Source organism: Pseudomonas lundensis, assembly GCF_001042985.1.
In the GTDB taxonomy this organism is placed as follows: Bacteria; Pseudomonadota; Gammaproteobacteria; order Pseudomonadales; family Pseudomonadaceae; genus Aquipseudomonas; species Aquipseudomonas lundensis.
The window spans coordinates 37,249-55,030 of the sequence record NZ_JYKY01000018.1 but is presented as its reverse complement, the minus strand read 5'-3'; the positions used below and the strand labels follow the sequence as shown (position 1 = coordinate 55,030).

The window sequence follows — 17,782 nt, the reverse complement described above, 5'->3', positions numbered from 1 at the left end:
GCCTGTGACCCGATGCGACTTGAGTCGAAGCCGTTGGGGTAAAAGCGGTGAAGTGCGGTTTAGACTGCTGATCAGTTTTGAGTCTGAAAAATAAGATCAGTTTTGACGCAAAAGACCGCATCAGTTTGATCTTTCTCCTACGACCAAATGGTAATCTCCGCCTGTTTTTCGGGCCTTCTGCGGCGCATTGTCGCGCCTCGAACTTACGCCAATAACAAGACTGTGCGCTCAAGGGCGCCAAAGTCAGGGCATGAGCGTGTCTGGAGAACCTTCTATTTCATGGGGGAAACATCAATGAGCACCAGCATTGCTGCGGGCAGCCTTGCCTCACAGCCGGCGTTCCTGTCCAAGGAACGCATCATCGCAACACCCGGTTTTAATCGTTGGCTGGTTCCACCTGCCGCGCTGGCCATCCATTTGTGCATTGGCATGGCTTATGGTTTTTCTGTGTTCTGGTTGCCGTTGTCCAAGGCGCTGGGGGTTACCGCGCCGGTGGCGTGTGCGCCCGACATGAGTTTCATCGCACAGGTGTTTTCGTCGCAATGCGACTGGCCGATCTCGATGCTCGGCTGGATCTACACCTTGTTCTTTATCTTTCTGGGGTGTTCGGCCGCGGTCTGGGGTGGCTGGCTTGAGCATGCCGGGCCGCGCAAGGCCGGCGTAGTGTCGGCGCTGTGCTGGTGTGGCGGTTTGCTGATTTCGGCGCTGGGTATTTATACCCATCAGATCTGGTTGATGTGGCTGGGCTCGGGGGTGATTGGCGGTATCGGGCTGGGGCTGGGGTACATCTCGCCGGTCTCGACCCTGATCAAGTGGTTCCCGGACAAGCGCGGCATGGCCACGGGCATGGCCATTATGGGTTTTGGCGGCGGTGCCATGGTGGGCGCGCCTCTGGCGGCGGCATTGATGGGCCACTTTGCGACCCCGGACAGCGTGGGCGTGTGGCAGAGCTTTGTGGTCATGGCGGCGATTTATTTCGTGTTCATGATCGGTGGCGCGCTGGCCTACCGGGTGCCGCCTACCGGCTGGAAGCCTGAAGGCTGGACGCCACCGGCGAAAAAAGCCGCGAACGCGATGATTACCCAGCGTCACGTTCACGTCAGCGTGGCCTGGAAAACCCCGCAGTTTGCGCTGGTGTGGCTGGTGCTGTGCCTGAACGTTTCGGCGGGTATCGGCATTCTGGGCATGGCCTCGCCGTTGTTGCAGGAAGTCTTTGCCGGCAAGTTGTTGGGCAATGAGCTGTCGTTCAGCCAACTGGATGCGGCGCAACTGGCGCAGATCGCGGCAATTGCGGCGGGCTTCACCGGGCTGTTGAGTCTGTTCAACATCGGCGGGCGCTTTTTCTGGGCCTCGTTCTCCGATTACCTGGGGCGCAAAAACACCTATTTCGTGTTCTTTGCCTTGGGTTTTGCGCTGTACGCGCTGGTGCCCAACCTGGGGCATCTGGGCAATGTGTCGCTGTTCGTGGCGGCGTTTTGCATCATCCTGTCGATGTACGGCGGTGGTTTTGCCACGGTTCCGGCTTACCTGGCGGACCTGTTCGGCACGCAGATGGTGGGGGCGATCCATGGTCGTCTGCTGACAGCCTGGGCAGCCGCGGGCGTGCTGGGGCCGGTGCTGGTCAACTACTTGCGTGAATACCAGTTGAGCATCGGCGTGGAACGCGCCGCGGCGTATGACATCACGCTGTACATTCTGGCGGGCTTGCTGGTGCTGGGCTTTATCTGCAACTTGCTGGTGCGCCCGGTGGACGACAAGTACTTCATGACCGATGCACAACTGGCGGCCGAGCAGGCGCTGGGGCACGACAAAGGCGCTGACGCCACGACGTCGCTGGAGTGGAAAGCCGCGCCGGGCAGCTTGCCGTTGACCGTGGCCGCCTGGCTGGTGGTGGGGATTCCGCTGCTGTGGGGCGTGTGGGTCACCGTGCAGAAGACGGCGGTGCTGTTTCAATAACACCGTCGGGCGCCGCCGCAAGGGTGGCGCCCCTCTCGCGGCCTCGGGCAACCGCTGTGCCTGAGGCGCGAACCCCCTCTCTGTCAGACTTATCCCCTTGCGTGTTTCTGTTTGCCGGACCCGTGCCTATAATGGCCACCTTTTTCGCCCAATGATTTTGCGGAGCTGGTGATGGCCGAACGTAAGGCGTCAGTCGAGCGCGATACTCTGGAAACCCAGATCAAAGCCTCGATCAACTTGGATGGTACCGGTAAGGCCCGATTCGATATCGGTGTGCCTTTTCTTGAGCACATGCTCGACCAGATCGCCCGACATGGGCTGATCGACCTGGACATCGAGTGCAAAGGCGACCTGCATATCGACGATCACCATACCGTCGAAGACGTCGGCATTACCCTCGGTAAAGCCTTCAGCCAGGCGGTTGGCGACAAAAAAGGCATGACCCGCTACGGCCACGCCTATGTCCCGCTGGATGAAGCGCTGTCGCGTGTGGTCATCGACTTTTCCGGCCGTCCGGGCCTGCAAATGCATATTCCCTATACCCGCGCCACCGTTGGCGGCTTTGACGTTGACCTGTTTCAGGAGTTCTTTCAGGGCTTCGTGAACCACGCCAACGTGACGCTGCACATCGACAACCTGCGCGGCACCAACACGCACCACCAGATCGAAACCGTATTCAAGGCGTTCGGCCGCGCGCTGCGCATGGCGATTACGCTCGATGAGCGCATGGCCGGGCAAATGCCTTCTACCAAGGGCGTGCTCTGATGCAGACAGTGGCGGTCATCGATTACGGCATGGGTAACCTGCACTCGGTCGCCAAGGCGCTGGAACACGTCGGCGCCGGTCGCGTGCTGATTACCAGCGATGCGGACGTGATCCGTGAAGCCGACCGTGTGGTGTTTCCCGGTGTGGGCGCGATTCGCGACTGCATGGCGGAAATCCGTCGCCTGGGTTTCGACGCGCTGGTGCGCGAAGTCAGTCAGGACCGTCCGTTCCTCGGCATTTGCGTCGGCATGCAAGCCTTGCTCGACAGCAGTGAAGAGAACGGCGGGGTCGACTGCATTGGCCTGTTCCCCGGTCAGGTGAAGTTTTTTGGCAAAGACCTGCACGAAAACGGCGAGCACCTCAAAGTGCCGCACATGGGCTGGAACGAAGTGCAACAGAAGGTCGATCACCCTCTGTGGCACAGCATCCCGGACCTGGCGCGCTTCTACTTTGTTCACAGCTACTACATCGCAGCGGGCAACCCCCGGCAGGTAGTGGGTGGCGGGCATTACGGCGTCGATTTTGCCGCCGCGCTGGCTGAAGGCTCGCGCTTCGCGGTGCAATTCCACCCCGAAAAAAGCCATACCCACGGCTTGCAGTTGCTGGAAAACTTCGTGGCCTGGGACGGGCGCTGGTAATGGCGCGCAAGCCAAAGCCGCCGATTCTCACGCTCACCCCCGAGCAAGAGAACGAAGCCAACAGCAAGATCAAACGCTTTATGGAAGACCGTTTCGAACTGGACCTCGGTTCGTTCGAGGCGGCTGAAATCCTTGAGCTGTTCACCCGCGAAATCGCGCCGCATTACTACAATCGCGCGATTTTCGATGTGCAGGCGCACCTCAAAGAGAGGTTCGAGAGCATCGAAATCGACCTGTGGGCGCTTGAAAAGAACTGATTTCCGAGTCGTTGACTCCCGAATTTAAAGGTTTGCCAGATGCTGATTATCCCCGCTATCGATCTTAAAGACGGTGCCTGTGTACGTCTGCGCCAGGGCCGCATGGAAGATTCCACGGTGTTCTCCGATGACCCGGTGAGCATGGCCGCCAAATGGGTAGACGGTGGTTGCCGCCGCTTGCACCTGGTCGACTTGAACGGCGCGTTTGAAGGCCAGCCGGTCAATGGCGACGTGGTCACGGCCATTGCCAAGCGTTATCCGCATTTGCCGATCCAGATCGGCGGCGGAATCCGCTCGCTGGAAACCATCGAGCACTACGTCAAGGCAGGCGTGAGCTACGTGATTCTGGGCACCAAAGCGGTGAAGAACCCTGAGTTCGTGGCTGAGGCCTGCCGTGCCTTCCCCGGCAAGATCATCGTGGGCATGGACGCTAAAGACGGCTTTGTGGCCACTGATGGCTGGGCAGAAGTCAGCAGCGTGCAAGTGATCGATCTGGCCAAGCGTTTTGAAGCAGACGGCGTGTCGGCCATCGTTTATACCGACATCGCCAAAGACGGCATGATGCAGGGCTGCAACGTGAGCTACACCGCTGCGCTGGCGGCCGCGACCACCATCCCTGTGATCGCTTCGGGCGGCATCCACAACCTGGGCGATATCAAGGCCCTGATGGACGCCAAGGCGCCGGGCATCGTGGGTGCCATCACCGGTCGTGCTATCTATGAAGGCACGCTGGATGTGGCCGAGGCCCAAGCCTTCTGCGACAGCTACAAGGCCTGAGGAGAACGTCATGGCGTTAGCCAAACGCATCATCCCTTGCCTGGACGTGGATAACGGCCGGGTCGTCAAGGGCGTCAAGTTCGAGAACATCCGCGATGCGGGCGATCCGGTCGAAATCGCCCGTCGCTACGATGAGCAGGGTGCCGACGAAATTACGTTCCTCGACATCACCGCCAGCGTCGATGGTCGCGACACCACGCTGCACACCGTTGAGCGCATGGCCAGCCAGGTGTTCATCCCGCTGACCGTGGGCGGTGGCGTGCGCTGCATTCAGGACATCCGCAACCTGCTGAATGCGGGCGCAGACAAGGTCTCGATCAATACGGCCGCCGTGTTCAACCCTGAGTTTGTGGGCGAGGCCGCGCAGCATTTCGGTTCGCAGTGCATCGTGGTGGCGATTGACGCCAAGAAGGTCTCTTTGCCGGGCGAAACCCCGCGCTGGGAAATCTTCACCCACGGCGGGCGCAAGCCAACCGGGCTGGATGCCGTTGAGTGGGCGATGAAGATGGAAGGGCTGGGCGCGGGTGAAATTCTGCTCACCAGCATGGATCAGGACGGCATGAAAAGCGGTTTCGATCTGGGCGTGACCCGCGCCATCAGTGATGCACTGGGGATTCCGGTGATCGCCTCGGGCGGCGTCGGCAACCTTCAGCATTTGGCCGATGGCATCCTTGAAGGCCACGCCAGTGCTGTGTTGGCGGCGAGTATTTTCCACTTTGGCGAATACACCGTGCCCGAGGCCAAGGCCTACATGGCTGAGCGCGGGATCGTGGTGCGCTAACCCGAAAGGCTACTGGACAAGCATGGCGAGCCCGCGGCACTCTTGGGCACGCCATGGATTCAGGTCGCCCGTATGTTGAAACGAATAGTGCCCGTTGTTGCCAGCGCCACTCTGTTGCTGGCCAGCGCCGTGTTTGCTGCGGATGTTCCACGAACGTCGCTGGTGTTGCTGACTGAGAATTTTCCGCCTTACAACATGGCGAAAAACGGCAAGAACTTCGCTCAAGACCAGAACCTCGAAGGCATCGCCGTCGATGTACTGCGCGCTACCTTTGCCCGTGCGGGCATTCCCTACAGCATGACCCTGCGGTTCCCTTGGGAGCGTATCTACAACCTTGCCCTGGAAAAACCCGGCTTTGGCGTGTTCGTCACCGCCCGTGTGCCGGAGCGCGAGGCGTTGTTCAAATGGGTCGGGCCCATCGGCCCGGATGACTGGGTGTTACTGGCCCGCGCCGAAAGTCCGATCAGCCTGACTTCGCTGGAGCAGGCCCGGCCATACCGGATCGGCGCCTACAAAGAAGACGTGATTGCGCTCGACCTTCAGAAAAAAGGCCTGAACCCCGTGATTGTGTTGCGCGATCAGGACAACGCGAGAAGGCTGCAAGCGGGCAAGATCGACCTGTGGGCCACGGGCGATCCGGCCGGGCGTTTTCTGGCGCGACAAGTGGGCATTTCAGGGTTCAAGACGGTGTTGCGATTCCATCAGGCCGAACTGTATCTGGCGCTGAATAAAGAAGTGCCTGACGCCGTGGTGGCCAAATTGCAGAACGCGCTCGATGAACTGCGGGCCGAAGGCGTGGTTGAGAAAATCCGCGCGAAGTATTTGTAACTCACGCCCTGCCTGTCGTCGCTCTCTGGGCATGCGGCGGCTTAACCCGCCACCACCTCAGCCCGCAGCGACACGCGCTTTTAGCGGTAAACCCCGTCCTTGCCGTGCCCGGCCATGGCCTTGTTGCTGCGCACGCCGATCATTTGCCGAATATCAATCCAGTCGATGCCCTGGGCTTTGAGCTTGGGCAGTTCGCGCTCCAGTACCGCCAGTGTTTGCGGGTACGGGTGGCCGATCATCACCGCCGAGCCTTGCTTGCGGGCGAGTTTGATCGCGGTTTCAAGCTGCGTGGTGATGGCTTGCTCGGTGCGCACGTCGTCCAGAAAGACGTCCCGCGACACGCTCGCCAGGCCAATTTTTTGCGCCTCGGCGGCGGCGACTGTTTGCGCGCTGGTGCGGCTGTCGACAAAGAACTTGTGCCGACGCTGCAAGTCGCCCATCAACCACGCCATGGCCTGGGGTTGGGAGGTCATGCGGCTGCCCATGTGGTTGTTGATGCCACTGGTGTAGGGCACGGCCTTGAACGCAGCGTTCAGGCGTTTTTCGAGTTCGTCGAGCGGCAAGTCGGGGTGCCATGCAAACGGGCCGGTGGCCGGGTCCATGGGCATGTGCAGGATGACGATCTTGCCCGCCTTGTAGGCTTCGCGGGCAAATTCGGCGGCGTGGGGCGTGTCGGGCATGATCGCCGTGGTGACCGGGCCGGGCAGGCCCAGCACGCGGCGGTCGCGTGGCAGGTTTTGCCCCAGGTCATCGATGATCAGGCTCAGGTAAGCCTTGTGCGCGGTGGCGGGATGACTGGCCGGCGCCGCGTGGGCGGCACCGGTCAGGCAGCAGAGCAGACTGAGGACGAGCGAAAAACGCATCTCAATTGCCGCGCGTAATGCTCAGCCCCTTGAGCAGGCTCAGCGCCTGGCTCAACTGGAAGTCGTCATCCTGTGGCATCGGTTTGGCTTTCACGCCAGAGCCGGTCGGCTTGTCCGCACCGCCGTTGCCATTGCCGAGGTGACCTTGCAGGTCGGCTTCCTTGAAGTACTCGGTGTCTTGCTCGCGGGTGATTTTGGCGCGGTTGACTTCGATGTCCGGCACGATGCCCTGGGCCTGAATCGAGCGGCCGTTGGGCGTGAAATACAGCGCGGTGGTGATTTTCAGCGCACGGTCATTGTTCAGTGGCAGCACGGTTTGCACCGAGCCTTTGCCGAAGCTGGTGGTGCCCATGACCACGCCGCGTTTTTGGTCTTGCAGGGCACCCGCCACGATTTCCGAGGCCGAGGCGCTGCCGCCGTTGATCAACACCACCAGCGGTACGTTTTCGCTGAGGTCCTTGCCGGTGGCCGAGAAACGCAGTTCGGAGTTGGCGATCCGCCCTTTGGTGTAGACGATCAGGCCCTTGGTGATGAAGTGATCCACCACTTCGACTGCCGATTGCAGCACGCCGCCGGGGTTGTTGCGCAGGTCGAGAATGATGCCCTTGAGCTTTTTGTTGCCATTGTCACGGCGCAACTTGGCGAGGGCCTCGGCGACTTCTTCGCCGGTCTTGACCTGGAACTGGGTAATGCGGATGTAGCCGTAGCCGTCTTCGAGCAATTGCGCTTTCACGCTTTTGACCTGGATGTTGGCGCGGGTGAGGTTCACGTCAAACGGCGTGCCGCCATCGCGTACCAGGGTCAGGGTGATTTTTTGCCCGACCTTGCCGCGCATCTTGTCCACGGCTTCGGTCATGGTCAGGCCGCGGGTCGGCTGGCCATTGATCTTGACGATAAAGTCGCCCGCTTGAATCCCGGCCTTGCTGGCAGGGGTGTCGTCGATGGGCGACACGATTTTGATATTGCCGTCTTCAGTGCCGACTTCGATCCCCAGCCCGCCGAATTCGCCGCTGGTGCTTTCTTGCAGCTCCGCGAAATCCTCAGGGCCCAGGTACGCAGAGTGCGGATCCAGGTTGCTGAGCATGCCTTTGATGGCGTTTTCGAGCAGGGTCTTGTCGTCCACCGGCTCAACGTACGCCGCTTTGATGCGGTCCATGACCTCGGCAAAGGTGCGCAGCTCATCCAGCGGCAGCGGGGCCTTGGCGCTGGCACTGGCGGCAGCGGCGGCGGGCTGGGCGGTCTGCCCGGCCGCCAGGGCCAGAGGCGAAGCAATCACCAGGGCGATTGTCAGGGCCAGCGAGTTGAGGCGGGACAAGTGCGGCATGTTGAGCGAACTCCTACGTATTAAAGGTGATGGGCTCATCCTTGAGCGCGGCACCATTGTGCGGGGTCGCTCGGGCGGCCCTGCTGACGAATAGCAAAATACAGCGCTGGCGTGGCCTGGCCACCGCTGTTACCCACGGTGGAAATCACTTCCCCGGCTTTTACGATGTCTCCAGCCGACTTGAGCAGCGTCTGGTTGTGGCCATACAAGCTCAAGTAGCCATTACCGTGGTCCAGGATGACCAACTGGCCCGCACCGCGCAGCCAGTCGGCAAACACCACGCGTCCGCCATGCACGGCGTGCACCTGAGTGCCCGCGCCTGCGCTGATCATCACGCCATCCCACTTGGTACGGGCATCATCGCCACGGCTTTCACCGAAGCGCGCAAGCAATCGACCATCAACGGGCCACGGAAGTTTGCCGCGTGCCTGAGAAAAAGGTCCGCCATACGAAACCCCGGCGCTGGAGACCAGTGCGCCGGGTGTTGATTTGACGGGTTTACGCGGGGCGTCGGTCACAACCGATTCAGCCTCGCGCTGGCGTTTACGTTCGGCTTCTTGCTGGGCCAGCAAGGCTTTCTGGCGTGCAGCCTCGGCTTCGCGTGCCTGACGCGCCAGGGTTTCTTCGATGGTCTTGAGGACTTTAGCCAGATCTGCCTGATCCTGCTCGCGGGCCTGCAACTTCTGGTCGCGGTCTTTGACGTCTTTGTTGAGCTTGGCCAGGACTTGCTGGCGCTCGGCTTTGACCTTGTCGAGTTCAGCACGCTGGCTGTCGAGGTCGCTTTTTTGCGTCAACAGTTGCGCCTGTTGCTGGTTGATGTCGGCTTCGACGTTGGCCAGTTGGCGCAGGGTCTCATTGAACCCTTTGAGCTGCTCCAGGCGGGCCTGGCTCAGGTAGTCGTAATAGGTGAGGGTGCGGGCGAATTTTTCGGGGTGTTGTTGGTTGAGCAGCATTTTCAGGTATTCCTGACGGCCGCCCTGATACGCGGCACGGGCCTGAATGGCGATCAGGCGTTGCTGTTCAACTTTTGCGCTGTTGAGTTTTTTTTTCTCACTATCAAGGCGCAGCAGCTCGCCTTCACTCTTTTTTAGTTCTTTTTGGAGCTCCTCTACCTGTTTTTCCAGCTTGCCGATGTCGGTCTCGGTGCTGCGCAGGTCTTTCTGCACGCCGGATTTTTCTTCCTGGAGTTTGCCGAGCAGTTTTTTCAGCTCGCCGATGTCCTGGCGGGTGGCTTCAAGCTGTTGTTGGGTTTGCGCACGCTCATCGGCAAAAGCCGGTTGCAGCATGCACGTGAGAGTCAGGGCTATAAGGGCGCGGAGCATGGGGCGGGCGACACCTGGGGAATGGGACGGCCTAGTATGCCCGCCCTCGTTAAGTATGAGAAATCCGTGAGATGAAATACCCGTAGTCGCTGCCGCAGGCTGTGAAGGGCGGTGCATACGCCGGTTTGCTTGAGCGTTGCACCGTCCTTATGGGCAGCCTGTGCCAGCGTCACAGGTTTACATTAGTCGACCAGGATCGATTTGCCGGTCATTTCTGCTGGCTGTGGCAAGCCCAGCAACTTAAGCATGGTCGGTGCCACGTCGGCCAGGACGCCGCCCTCACGCACCTTGAAGTTGCGTTTGCCGACATAAATGAACGGCACCGGCTCGCAGGTGTGAGCCGTGTGCGCCTGGCCGGTGCACGCGTCGGACATCTGCTCGACGTTGCCGTGGTCGGCCGTAATCAGGGCTTCGCCGCCGACTTTTCCCAGCGCTTCGACAATCCGGCCCACGCAGGTGTCCAGGCATTCCACGGCTTTGACTGCGGCATCGAATACGCCGCTGTGGCCCACCATGTCGCCGTTGGCGTAGTTGACCACGATCACGTCGTAACGCTGGTGCTCAATGGCATCGACGATTTTGTCGGTGACTTCGGGCGCGCTCATTTCAGGCTGCAGGTCGTAGGTCGCGACTTTCGGTGAGGGCACCAGGATGCGTTCTTCGCCCGGGAATGGTTCTTCGCGGCCGCCGGAGAAGAAGAAGGTCACGTGGGCGTATTTTTCGGTTTCGGCAATGCGCAGCTGGGTTTTGCCGTTCTTCGCCAGGTAATCGCCCAGCACGTTTTCCAGGCTGCCCGGCGCGAATGCGCTCGGAGCCGGAATGCTGGCCGCGTATTGGGTCAGCATCACAAAGTCGGCCAGTTTTGGCTGACGGGCACGCGCAAACGCCGTGAAGTCGTCTTCGACGAACGCGCGGCTCAGCTCGCGGGCGCGGTCGGCGCGGAAGTTCATGAACACCACGGCATCGCCGTCTTCGACGGTGACCGGCTCGCCGAGGGTGGTGGCTTTGACGAATTCGTCGCTTTCGCCACGGGCGTACGCCGCTTCCAGGCCTTCTTGGGCGGTGGCGGCGTTGAACTGGCCTTTGCCATCGACAATCAGGTTGTACGCTTGCTCGACGCGGTCCCAGCGGTTATCGCGGTCCATGGCGAAGTAGCGACCGATCAAGCTCGCAATGCGGCCTTTGCCGAGGTCTTTGAAGGCCTCGTCCAGCAACTCAATCGAAGAGGACGCGCTTTTGGGCGGGGTGTCGCGGCCATCCAGGAACGCGTGCAGGTAGATCTTTTCGGCGCCGCGCTTGAACGCCAGTTCGGCCATGGCCACCAGGTGGTCCTGATGGCTATGCACGCCACCGTCGGACAGCAGGCCCATGATGTGCACGGCCTTGCCCTGGGCAACAGCCTTGTCGACCGCCGCGCAAAGGGTCGGGTTTTCGAAGAACTCGCCATCGCGGATCGATTTGGTGACACGGGTGAAGTCTTGATACACCACGCGGCCAGCGCCCAGGTTCATGTGGCCAACCTCGGAGTTGCCCATTTGCCCGTCCGGCAAGCCGACATCCATGCCTGAACCTGAGATCAGGCCGTTTGGCATGCTTGCGCAGAGACGATCGAGCACCGGTTTCTTGGCCGAATAAACGGCGTTGTATTCGTGGCTTTCACTGTGACCGAAGCCATCCAGGATGATCAGGACCAAAGGTTTAGGCGTGGTAGTCATAGATCCCACTCGTGGCTGGTTTAGAAGAAGGGTTGCAGAGGACGGGCAGTTTAAAGCGAAGTTCATGTGGCGTCACCGCCGGGCGGGGTTTGGCCGACCAAGGCGGCTGTGTATACTGGCCCACATTTTACGACCCTGGAACCTTCTGATGGTTGATCACCTGATTGCATTTGCCACTTCTCACTACCTGTTGGTGGGCGCGTTTGTCATCCTGCTGGCGTTGTTGATTGCCCACGAAATGAGCCGTGGCGGACGTAGCATCAGCACCGGCGAACTGACCGGCCTGGTCAACCGCGACGAGGGTGTGGTGATTGATATTCGCCCGGCCAAGGACTTCGCTGCCGGCCACATCGTGGGGGCGTTGAACATTCCGCAAGACAAGCTGATGGCGCGCATTGCCGAGCTGGACAAGCACAAGGGCAAGACCCTGATCCTGGTTGACGCTCAAGGCCAGCACTCCGGTTCCCATGCGCGTGAACTGTTGAAAGCCGGTTACAACGCAGCCAAGTTGTCCGGTGGCATCGCTAGCTGGCGCGCCGATAACCTGCCTGTGGTGAAGTAACCATGTCCAAGGTCACCGTGTATTCCAGCGACTATTGCCCCTACTGCATGCGGGCCAAGGCCCTGCTAGAAAAGAAAGGCGTCGCCTTTGAGGAAATCAAGGTCGATGGCAAGCCACAGGTGCGCGCCGACATGGCCCAGAAAGCAGGCCGTACATCCGTGCCGCAAATCTGGATCGGTGACACGCACGTTGGCGGCTGCGATGACCTGTTTGCGCTTGAGCGTGCCGGTAAATTGGACGCGCTGCTGCACGTCTGACTCTCATTCTCTATAAGCCCCAAGATCAACAAGGATCTGTGATGACTGACCAACAGAACACCGCTGCGACTGAAGACGATACTTCCCCACAATTCTCGCTGCAGCGTATCTACGTGCGTGACCTGTCGTTCGAAGCGCCGAAAAGCCCGGCCATCTTCCGTCAGCAGTGGGAACCGACCGTTGCGCTGGATCTGAACACTCGTCAGAAGCCGCTGGAAGGTGATTTCTACGAAGTCGTGCTGACCTTGTCGGTCACGGTCAAAAACGCTGAAGAAGTGGCGTTCATTGCTGAAGTGCAACAGGCTGGCATCTTCCTGATCAAAAACCTTGATGCGGGCTCGATGAACCACACGTTGGGCGCGTTCTGCCCGAACATCTTGTTCCCTTATGCCCGTGAAACCCTGGACAGCCTGGTGACCCGTGGTTCGTTCCCGGCCCTGATGCTGTCGCCGGTGAACTTCGATGCCCTGTACGCGCAAGAGCTGCAGCGCATGCAGGAAGAAGGCACGCCGACTGTTCAATAAATAGCCGATGTGACAAAAAAAGCGCCGTAACGGCGCTTTTTTTATGGGGCTGGCCCTGTATTACTTGAAGCCCAACTGACGCCAGGCTTCATACACCGCGACGGCCACGGTGTTGGACAGGTTCAGGCTGCGGCAGCCTTCGCGCATCGGCAGGCGCAAGCGGTGCTCGCCGTCCAGTGCGTCGAGCACTTCAGGCGGCAGACCACGGCTTTCAGGACCGAAGATAAAGGCATCGCCCTCGGCAAACTGAACGTCGTGAAACGGCTTTGAGCCTTTGGTGGTGAAGGCGAACAGGCGCGGATGCCCCAGGCTTTCAAGGCAACTGGCCAGATCGGCATGGCGCTTGAGCGGCGCATACTCGTGGTAATCGAGCCCGGCGCGGCGCAGGCGCTTGTCGTCGAGCTCAAAGCCGATGGGCTCAATCAAATGCAGGTGGCAGCCGCTGTTGGCGCACAGCCTGATAATGTTGCCGGTATTCGGCGGAATTTCTGGTTGAAAAAGGATGACGTGAAACATGCACGGCTCCGAACGTAAAGATGGGCACGATTCTACTCCCGAAGAGGACCCGCGACCTAAACTCTGGCCGCGCGTTTTGGGTTCTTTGGCGATTGTCGGGTTAATGGTGGGCATGATGATTGGTCGGTTGACCACGCCCGAGCCGGTTCAATTGCAGCACGTAGAGGTGTTGCCGGGCGCCCTGGCGGTGTGGTTCAGCGATGAGCCCAAGCTGCATGGGGAGATGGTCGACGGCACGGTGGGTCTGTTGTTCGATGCCCAGGGCAAGGCGCAGAACGGTCAGTTCACGCTCAACGGTAAAGAGGTGAACTGGCGGGTGCGACGCACCGACGGTGGGTTGTTGCTGACGGTGGTGGCGGCCCGTGCGCTGCAGGGCGACTGGGTCGGTGCGCCGCAGGACGGGCGCTGGCGTTTGCAGGTCAATCTGCGTGAGCAATAAAAGAGGGAAGTCCGGCCTGCCTGTACCGGGTTCCCCAAACCGGGGTGCGAGTTGATGCACAGGGCATCAAGGTCGCGGGTGTAAAAGTGGGGAGTCCTGGCCTGCCTGTACCAGGGTCCCCTAAAGCGTTATCAGGGTTATTGCAGAGTGCGTGCCAGTTTTTGCAACGGGCTCACAAAAAAATGACCACAGACGCAAAAGTCCCGGATTCCGGGGCTTTTTTGTCAGGTCGCGGTTTATGGCACGCAGTGAGCCTCAAACCCTTGAGCCAGAGCGGTGCACGCAAATGGTGCATGCTGCCAGCCAAGGGTGCGAGGCCGGTCTTTTGGCGCGGTGAATCAGGTGTCTTCACCGTCGTCCTCGTCGCCGTCAATCTTCATTCCGAGTTCTTTGATCTTGCGGGTCAGGGTGTTGCGTCCCCAACCCAGCAGCACGGCGGCGTCGCGACGGCGCCCGGCGGTGTGCTTGAGGGCGGTCTCGATCATGATGCGTTCAAACGTCGGCACAGCGCTGTCCAGCAAGTTGGACTGACCCCGGGCCAGCGCCTGATCGGCCCACTGGCGCAAGGCCTGCTCCCAGTTGGTGACGGGCGATGCGTCGTGCTGCAGGTTGAGCAGTTCGGGGGGCAGGTCGCTGATGTGGACTTCGCGGCCTGACGCCATCACGGTGATCCAGCGGCAAGTGTTCTCCAACTGGCGCACGTTGCCGGGCCATGGCAGGTTTTTCAGGTATTGCTCGGTTTCGGCCTTGAGCAGCTTGGGCTCGACGGACAACTCTTGCGCCGCGCTGCTGAGGAAGTGGCGGGCCAGGGTCGGGATGTCTTCGCGGCGGTCCGACAGGCGCGGGATGTGGATGCGGATGACGTTCAGGCGGTGGAACAAGTCTTCGCGGAACTTGCCCGCCTGCACCAGGGTTTCGAGGTTCTGGTGGGTGGCGGCGATGATGCGCACGTCGACCTTGACCGGTGTGTGCCCGCCGACACGGTAGAACTCGCCGTCGGCCAGCACCCGCAGCAGGCGGGTTTGCGTATCGGCCGGCATGTCACCGATTTCATCCAGAAACAGGGTGCCGCCGTCGGCTTGCTCAAAGCGCCCGCGGCGCAAGTTGGCTGCGCCGGTAAACGCGCCTTTTTCGTGGCCGAACAGCTCGGACTCCATCAGGTCTTTGGGGATGGCGGCCATGTTCAGCGCAATAAAGGGCGAGGCAGCACGCGGGCTGTGGCGGTGCAGGGCGTGGGCGACCAGCTCTTTGCCGGTGCCCGACTCGCCATTGATCAGTACGGTGATGTTGGAATGGCTCAAGCGCCCGATGGCGCGAAACACTTCTTGCATCGCTGGCGCTTCGCCGATGATTTCAGGCGTTGGAGCCAGCGCAGGCGCCACAGACAAGCCTTGCTGCTCCTGAGCGTGCTGATTGGCGCGCTTGACCAGCGACACGGCTTCATCGACGTCAAATGGCTTGGGCAGGTACTCAAAGGCGCCGCCCTGATAGGACGCCACTGCGCTGTCCAGGTCCGAGTGCGCGGTCATGATGATCACGGGCAGGCGCGGGTGTTGCTCGCGGATCCTGGCCAGCAAATCCAGGCCGCTGGCACCCGGCATGCGGATATCGGAAATGATCACGTCCGGTTGCTGGCGAGCCAGGCGACTCATGACACCATCGGCGCTGTCGAAGCTTTGTGTGGTCATGCCTTCCTGTTGCAAGGCTTTTTCCAGGACCCAGCGGATTGAACGGTCGTCGTCGACGATCCACACGGTTTCACTTCGGCTCATGTCGATGCGGCTCCTTGTTCCAGTGGCAGAAAGATCGAGAAGAGCGTGTGGCCGGGGTGGCTTTCACACTCGATCAACCCCTGATGCTGACTGATGATGTTCTGGGTGATGGCCAGCCCGAGTCCGGTACCGTCCGGGCGGCCGCTGACCATCGGGAAGAAGAGGGTGTCTTGCAACTCGGCCGGGATGCCCGGCCCGTTGTCGATAATTTCGATTTTGGTGACCAGTCGATGGCGAATATGGCCAATGGTGAACTGGCGCATGGCGCGGGTGCGCAGGGTGATACGCCCCAGCCGCAGTTCGTTTTGGCCGCCGATGGCCTGCATCGCATTGCGCACGATATTGAGCACGGCCTGAATCATTTGCTCACGGTCGATCAGCAGGTCGGGCAGGCTGGGGTCGTAGTCGCGCACCAGGGTGATGCTGCCCTGGGTCTCGGCCTCGACCAGGTTGCAGACCCGTTCCAGGACTTCGTGCACATTGGTCATGGCCAGCAGCGGCAGCTTGTTGGAGCCCAGCATGCGGTCCACGAGGTTACGCAGGCGGTCTGCTTCTTCAATGATGACGTTGGTGTAGTCACGCAAGCCTTCGTCCGGTAACTGGCGAGCCAGTAGCTGGGCGGCCCCGCGGATACCGCCCAAGGGATTCTTGATTTCGTGTGCCAGCCCGCGCACCAGCATTTTGCTGGTCTCTTGCTTGGACAGCTGGGCTTCTTCTTTGGTGATGCGCAGCAAGCGGTCACGCGGATGCACTTCGAGCAGTAGCAGCGTGGTGCCTGCGCTCAGGATCGGCGTAACGGCGTAGTCCACGGTCAGGGTTTGACCGGTGAGCGAGGTCAGCATGGCTTCACGCTTGGTAAACGGGTGTGCCTGTTCAACGGCCTGACGCAATGAATGCAGGGCTTCGGTGGATTCGGTGAACAGTTCGCTGATGAATTGCCCATGACTGCGTTGACCGCTGATGGCCAGTAGCATCTCGGCTGCGGGGTTCATGTACTCAAGGCGCAAGTCGGCATTGAGCAGCAGGGTCGCTGTGGTCAGGTTGTCGAGTAGCAGTCGGTGCAAGGCATCACTGATGGTCATGGGCCGATCCCGGATTACGTGCGCGGGTTACACGCTGAGACGAGGAAAATGCAAAAACCAAACCAAGGCTCCGAAAAGAAGCGCGATTCGCCAGAAATAAGGCGTTACAGGTGGTTTATAGGGCGAAAACGAAGGCTTCACGCTGCGAGTCGAACCAAAGTGGACCGCAGGGCTTCAAGAAATGGTTATCTATGCACCAATATAGTGCAATTTTTGGTGAAAGCATTCAGTTCGCCTGCACGGGGTCGGGTCAGCGCGTGAAGAGCGCTAACGCAAGCGCGCGCGTTGCAGGTGAAATGTCGCGTCAGCACTGCGTTGCACCTCGGTGTTGCCGTGCAGAATGCGCGCGGCGAGGCGGTGTTCTCCCCGGTCAACGTTATCCAGCTTTATCTCGCGTGAGCGGCCGGGAACACCGTAGGGCGTGCCGTCCAGTACTAACTGGAGGCGGTGCCCCGCTCGAAGCGGCGGCTCGACCCGCACCTGAACGCTGAACGTCCCGTTGTTGGCCCTCAGGGCTTGACCTTCGGGCAGGCCGCTGACTTCCAGCATGGTGTACCTGAACAGCACCGGCGGGCTTTCACGCTCGGGTAATAACGCCTGCGGATTGGTCTGCGGGGCTATTGCCCGTGCCGGGAGCCGATTGAGGGGTGTCAGCACCACCGGCGCGCTGAGCACATGGCGGCTGGGCGTGTCGGTGTAGTGGGGTGTGCCGCCCTCGTCGATGTAGGTGTAAGGTTGCGCAGCACCGGGCACGGCGATCAGCCCAAGGGTCAGCAGCAGGCTATGCATGGCTGGCTCAGTCGGGTTTGGAGAGCGGCAGGCCTGTGGCGCCCGCGTAAAAAACGATCAGTTCCACAGGCGTGTTGCCGCTGGTTCCGCGGTGAGGCACGTTCACCACTTCAGGCAGCACCTGACCGGGCTTGAGCCGGGTGTGTTTGCCGTCGCGGGTTTCTACGAGCAGTTCGCCGGAAATCAGATACGCCGCATTGGGCATTGGGTGGGTGTGCCAGTTGAGGGTGGTTTTGGCGGGAATGGTAATTTTCAACACGCTTAATTCTGGCCGCCCCTCGGGGTACGCCTCGTAGCGCGTCCCTTCCCAGGCGTGTGCGGTTTTAAGGAGCTGTTCGGTCTGTACGGCGGTTGAGGTCTGCGCACAGCCCGTCAAGCTCAGGCATGCTGTGATGAACAGGGAGGAGGGGATAAGACGTGAGCGCACCATCAGCGAATCCTTGCGTGGTTTTGAAGCCGTGATTGAGTGGACTCACGCTACGCAGAACGGCGGGGACTGGCTGTCGGTCAGGAGAGATCTGCCGTGCAAGCCGGGGCTGGAATCGGTGTAAGAACGAGCAAAAAAAACCTCCCGAAGGAGGTTTTTTATTCACGCGGCCAGCGCCGGTGTCACGG

General features: G+C 60.5%; 20 protein-coding genes. 11 read left to right on the top strand and 9 right to left on the bottom strand.

Going from position 1 to position 17,782, the window contains the following annotated elements; translation table 11 throughout:
* Positions 1-294 precede the first annotated feature (294 nt).
* The 7 genes from TU74_RS15115 (at position 295) to TU74_RS15085 (ending at position 6,002) form a co-directional block, all read left to right on the top strand.
* The gene (locus TU74_RS15115) at positions 295-1,956 is read left to right on the top strand and encodes an OFA family MFS transporter (protein ID WP_048376964.1); all 1,662 of its coding nucleotides are present in this window, start codon (positions 295-297) and stop codon (positions 1,954-1,956) included.
* 171 nt (positions 1,957-2,127) lie between these two features.
* Positions 2,128-2,721: an imidazoleglycerol-phosphate dehydratase HisB gene (hisB, locus tag TU74_RS15110; RefSeq protein ID WP_047272898.1), complete on the top strand. Its 594-nt coding sequence runs from the start codon at positions 2,128-2,130 to the stop codon at positions 2,719-2,721.
* Positions 2,721-3,359 (top strand): imidazole glycerol phosphate synthase subunit HisH, encoded by a 639-nt coding sequence (hisH, locus tag TU74_RS15105; RefSeq protein WP_047272899.1) that lies wholly within the window; start codon positions 2,721-2,723, stop codon positions 3,357-3,359. Before hisB ends, hisH begins: the two co-directional genes overlap by 1 nt.
* Complete coding sequence (locus TU74_RS15100) at positions 3,359-3,616, top strand: DUF2164 domain-containing protein (RefSeq protein WP_048376963.1); 258 nt, start codon at positions 3,359-3,361, stop codon at positions 3,614-3,616. Before hisH ends, TU74_RS15100 begins: the two co-directional genes overlap by 1 nt.
* Before the next feature lie 39 nt (positions 3,617-3,655).
* Positions 3,656-4,393, top strand: coding sequence for a 1-(5-phosphoribosyl)-5-[(5-phosphoribosylamino)methylideneamino]imidazole-4-carboxamide isomerase (gene hisA, locus TU74_RS15095; protein ID WP_047279760.1), 738 nt, complete (start codon positions 3,656-3,658; stop codon positions 4,391-4,393).
* A gap of 10 nt (positions 4,394-4,403) precedes the next feature.
* A complete protein-coding gene (gene hisF, locus TU74_RS15090) occupies positions 4,404-5,174 on the top strand; it encodes an imidazole glycerol phosphate synthase subunit HisF (protein ID WP_003438568.1) in 771 nt (256 codons plus the stop codon).
* Between the two features lie 72 nt (positions 5,175-5,246).
* Positions 5,247-6,002, top strand: a complete 756-nt coding sequence (locus TU74_RS15085) for a substrate-binding periplasmic protein (protein ID WP_048376962.1) — start codon at positions 5,247-5,249, stop codon at positions 6,000-6,002.
* An 80-nt stretch (positions 6,003-6,082) separates the two neighbouring features.
* On the opposite strand, the gene TU74_RS15080 is transcribed toward TU74_RS15085, so the two are convergent.
* The 4 genes from TU74_RS15080 to gpmI form a co-directional block, all read right to left on the bottom strand.
* Positions 6,083-6,865, bottom strand: coding sequence for a divergent polysaccharide deacetylase family protein (locus tag TU74_RS15080; protein ID WP_047281912.1), 783 nt, complete (start codon positions 6,863-6,865; stop codon positions 6,083-6,085).
* Between the two features lies 1 nt (position 6,866).
* Positions 6,867-8,189 carry a S41 family peptidase gene (locus TU74_RS15075; RefSeq protein ID WP_048376961.1) on the bottom strand — a complete coding sequence of 441 codons (1,323 nt, stop codon included), beginning with the start codon at positions 8,187-8,189 and terminating at the stop codon, positions 6,867-6,869.
* A gap of 35 nt (positions 8,190-8,224) precedes the next feature.
* Complete coding sequence (locus tag TU74_RS15070; protein ID WP_047272905.1) at positions 8,225-9,511, bottom strand: murein hydrolase activator EnvC family protein; 1,287 nt, start codon at positions 9,509-9,511, stop codon at positions 8,225-8,227.
* A gap of 182 nt (positions 9,512-9,693) precedes the next feature.
* Complete coding sequence (gpmI, locus tag TU74_RS15065) at positions 9,694-11,226, bottom strand: 2,3-bisphosphoglycerate-independent phosphoglycerate mutase (RefSeq protein WP_048376960.1); 1,533 nt, start codon at positions 11,224-11,226, stop codon at positions 9,694-9,696.
* 148 nt (positions 11,227-11,374) lie between these two features.
* On the opposite strand from gpmI, the gene TU74_RS15060 reads away from it, so the two are divergent.
* The 3 genes from TU74_RS15060 to secB are packed head-to-tail and all read left to right on the top strand — an operon-like array spanning position 11,375 to position 12,569.
* On the top strand, positions 11,375-11,788 hold the full coding sequence (locus TU74_RS15060) for a rhodanese-like domain-containing protein (protein WP_047272907.1): 414 nt from the start codon (positions 11,375-11,377) through the stop codon (positions 11,786-11,788).
* Between the two features lie 2 nt (positions 11,789-11,790).
* A complete protein-coding gene (gene grxC, locus TU74_RS15055) occupies positions 11,791-12,045 on the top strand; it encodes a glutaredoxin 3 (RefSeq protein ID WP_047272908.1) in 255 nt (84 codons plus the stop codon).
* 41 nt (positions 12,046-12,086) lie between these two features.
* Entirely contained in the window at positions 12,087-12,569 is a 483-nt protein-coding gene (gene secB / locus TU74_RS15050) for a protein-export chaperone SecB (RefSeq protein ID WP_047272909.1), read from the top strand.
* 60 nt (positions 12,570-12,629) lie between these two features.
* Here the strand turns inward: secB and trmL are convergent, their stop codons facing one another.
* Positions 12,630-13,085, bottom strand: a complete 456-nt coding sequence (trmL, locus tag TU74_RS15045) for a tRNA (uridine(34)/cytosine(34)/5-carboxymethylaminomethyluridine(34)-2'-O)-methyltransferase TrmL (RefSeq protein ID WP_019824836.1) — start codon at positions 13,083-13,085, stop codon at positions 12,630-12,632.
* Between trmL and TU74_RS15040 the strand changes: the two genes are divergently transcribed.
* The gene (locus TU74_RS15040; protein ID WP_047272910.1) at positions 13,084-13,524 is read left to right on the top strand and encodes a hypothetical protein; all 441 of its coding nucleotides are present in this window, start codon (positions 13,084-13,086) and stop codon (positions 13,522-13,524) included. The genes trmL and TU74_RS15040 overlap by 2 nt on opposite strands.
* A gap of 338 nt (positions 13,525-13,862) precedes the next feature.
* Here TU74_RS15040 and ntrC read toward each other — a convergent pair whose 3' ends face one another.
* The 4 genes from ntrC to TU74_RS15020 all read right to left on the bottom strand — a co-directional run bounded on the left by ntrC (position 13,863) and on the right by TU74_RS15020 (position 17,597).
* The gene (gene ntrC, locus TU74_RS15035) at positions 13,863-15,296 is read right to left on the bottom strand and encodes a nitrogen regulation protein NR(I) (RefSeq protein ID WP_047272911.1); all 1,434 of its coding nucleotides are present in this window, start codon (positions 15,294-15,296) and stop codon (positions 13,863-13,865) included.
* Positions 15,293-16,378 carry a nitrogen regulation protein NR(II) gene (gene glnL, locus TU74_RS15030; protein ID WP_047272912.1) on the bottom strand — a complete coding sequence of 362 codons (1,086 nt, stop codon included), beginning with the start codon at positions 16,376-16,378 and terminating at the stop codon, positions 15,293-15,295. Before glnL ends, ntrC begins: the two co-directional genes overlap by 4 nt.
* A 267-nt stretch (positions 16,379-16,645) precedes the next feature.
* The gene (locus TU74_RS15025; protein WP_048376959.1) at positions 16,646-17,167 is read right to left on the bottom strand and encodes a DUF4124 domain-containing protein; all 522 of its coding nucleotides are present in this window, start codon (positions 17,165-17,167) and stop codon (positions 16,646-16,648) included.
* Positions 17,168-17,174: 7 nt separating this feature from the next.
* Positions 17,175-17,597 carry a cupin domain-containing protein gene (locus TU74_RS15020; RefSeq protein ID WP_186348182.1) on the bottom strand — a complete coding sequence of 141 codons (423 nt, stop codon included), beginning with the start codon at positions 17,595-17,597 and terminating at the stop codon, positions 17,175-17,177.
* Positions 17,598-17,782: the final 185 nt, after the last annotated feature.

Coding starts and splice junctions, on each gene's coding strand:
- TU74_RS15115 (WP_048376964.1), top strand. CDS start 295: ATGAGCACCAGCATTGCTGCGGGCAGCCTTGCCTCACAGCCGGCGTTC.
- hisB (WP_047272898.1), top strand. CDS start 2,128: ATGGCCGAACGTAAGGCGTCAGTCGAGCGCGATACTCTGGAAACCCAG.
- hisH (WP_047272899.1), top strand. CDS start 2,721: ATGCAGACAGTGGCGGTCATCGATTACGGCATGGGTAACCTGCACTCG.
- TU74_RS15100 (WP_048376963.1), top strand. CDS start 3,359: ATGGCGCGCAAGCCAAAGCCGCCGATTCTCACGCTCACCCCCGAGCAA.
- hisA (WP_047279760.1), top strand. CDS start 3,656: ATGCTGATTATCCCCGCTATCGATCTTAAAGACGGTGCCTGTGTACGT.
- hisF (WP_003438568.1), top strand. CDS start 4,404: ATGGCGTTAGCCAAACGCATCATCCCTTGCCTGGACGTGGATAACGGC.
- TU74_RS15085 (WP_048376962.1), top strand. CDS start 5,247: ATGTTGAAACGAATAGTGCCCGTTGTTGCCAGCGCCACTCTGTTGCTG.
- TU74_RS15080 (WP_047281912.1), bottom strand. CDS start 6,865: ATGCGTTTTTCGCTCGTCCTCAGTCTGCTCTGCTGCCTGACCGGTGCC.
- TU74_RS15075 (WP_048376961.1), bottom strand. CDS start 8,189: ATGCCGCACTTGTCCCGCCTCAACTCGCTGGCCCTGACAATCGCCCTG.
- TU74_RS15070 (WP_047272905.1), bottom strand. CDS start 9,511: ATGCTCCGCGCCCTTATAGCCCTGACTCTCACGTGCATGCTGCAACCG.
- gpmI (WP_048376960.1), bottom strand. CDS start 11,226: ATGACTACCACGCCTAAACCTTTGGTCCTGATCATCCTGGATGGCTTC.
- TU74_RS15060 (WP_047272907.1), top strand. CDS start 11,375: ATGGTTGATCACCTGATTGCATTTGCCACTTCTCACTACCTGTTGGTG.
- grxC (WP_047272908.1), top strand. CDS start 11,791: ATGTCCAAGGTCACCGTGTATTCCAGCGACTATTGCCCCTACTGCATG.
- secB (WP_047272909.1), top strand. CDS start 12,087: ATGACTGACCAACAGAACACCGCTGCGACTGAAGACGATACTTCCCCA.
- TU74_RS15040 (WP_047272910.1), top strand. CDS start 13,084: ATGCACGGCTCCGAACGTAAAGATGGGCACGATTCTACTCCCGAAGAG.
- trmL (WP_019824836.1), bottom strand. CDS start 13,085: ATGTTTCACGTCATCCTTTTTCAACCAGAAATTCCGCCGAATACCGGC.
- ntrC (WP_047272911.1), bottom strand. CDS start 15,296: ATGAGCCGAAGTGAAACCGTGTGGATCGTCGACGACGACCGTTCAATC.
- glnL (WP_047272912.1), bottom strand. CDS start 16,378: ATGACCATCAGTGATGCCTTGCACCGACTGCTACTCGACAACCTGACC.
- TU74_RS15025 (WP_048376959.1), bottom strand. CDS start 17,167: ATGCATAGCCTGCTGCTGACCCTTGGGCTGATCGCCGTGCCCGGTGCT.
- TU74_RS15020 (WP_186348182.1), bottom strand. CDS start 17,597: ATGGTGCGCTCACGTCTTATCCCCTCCTCCCTGTTCATCACAGCATGC.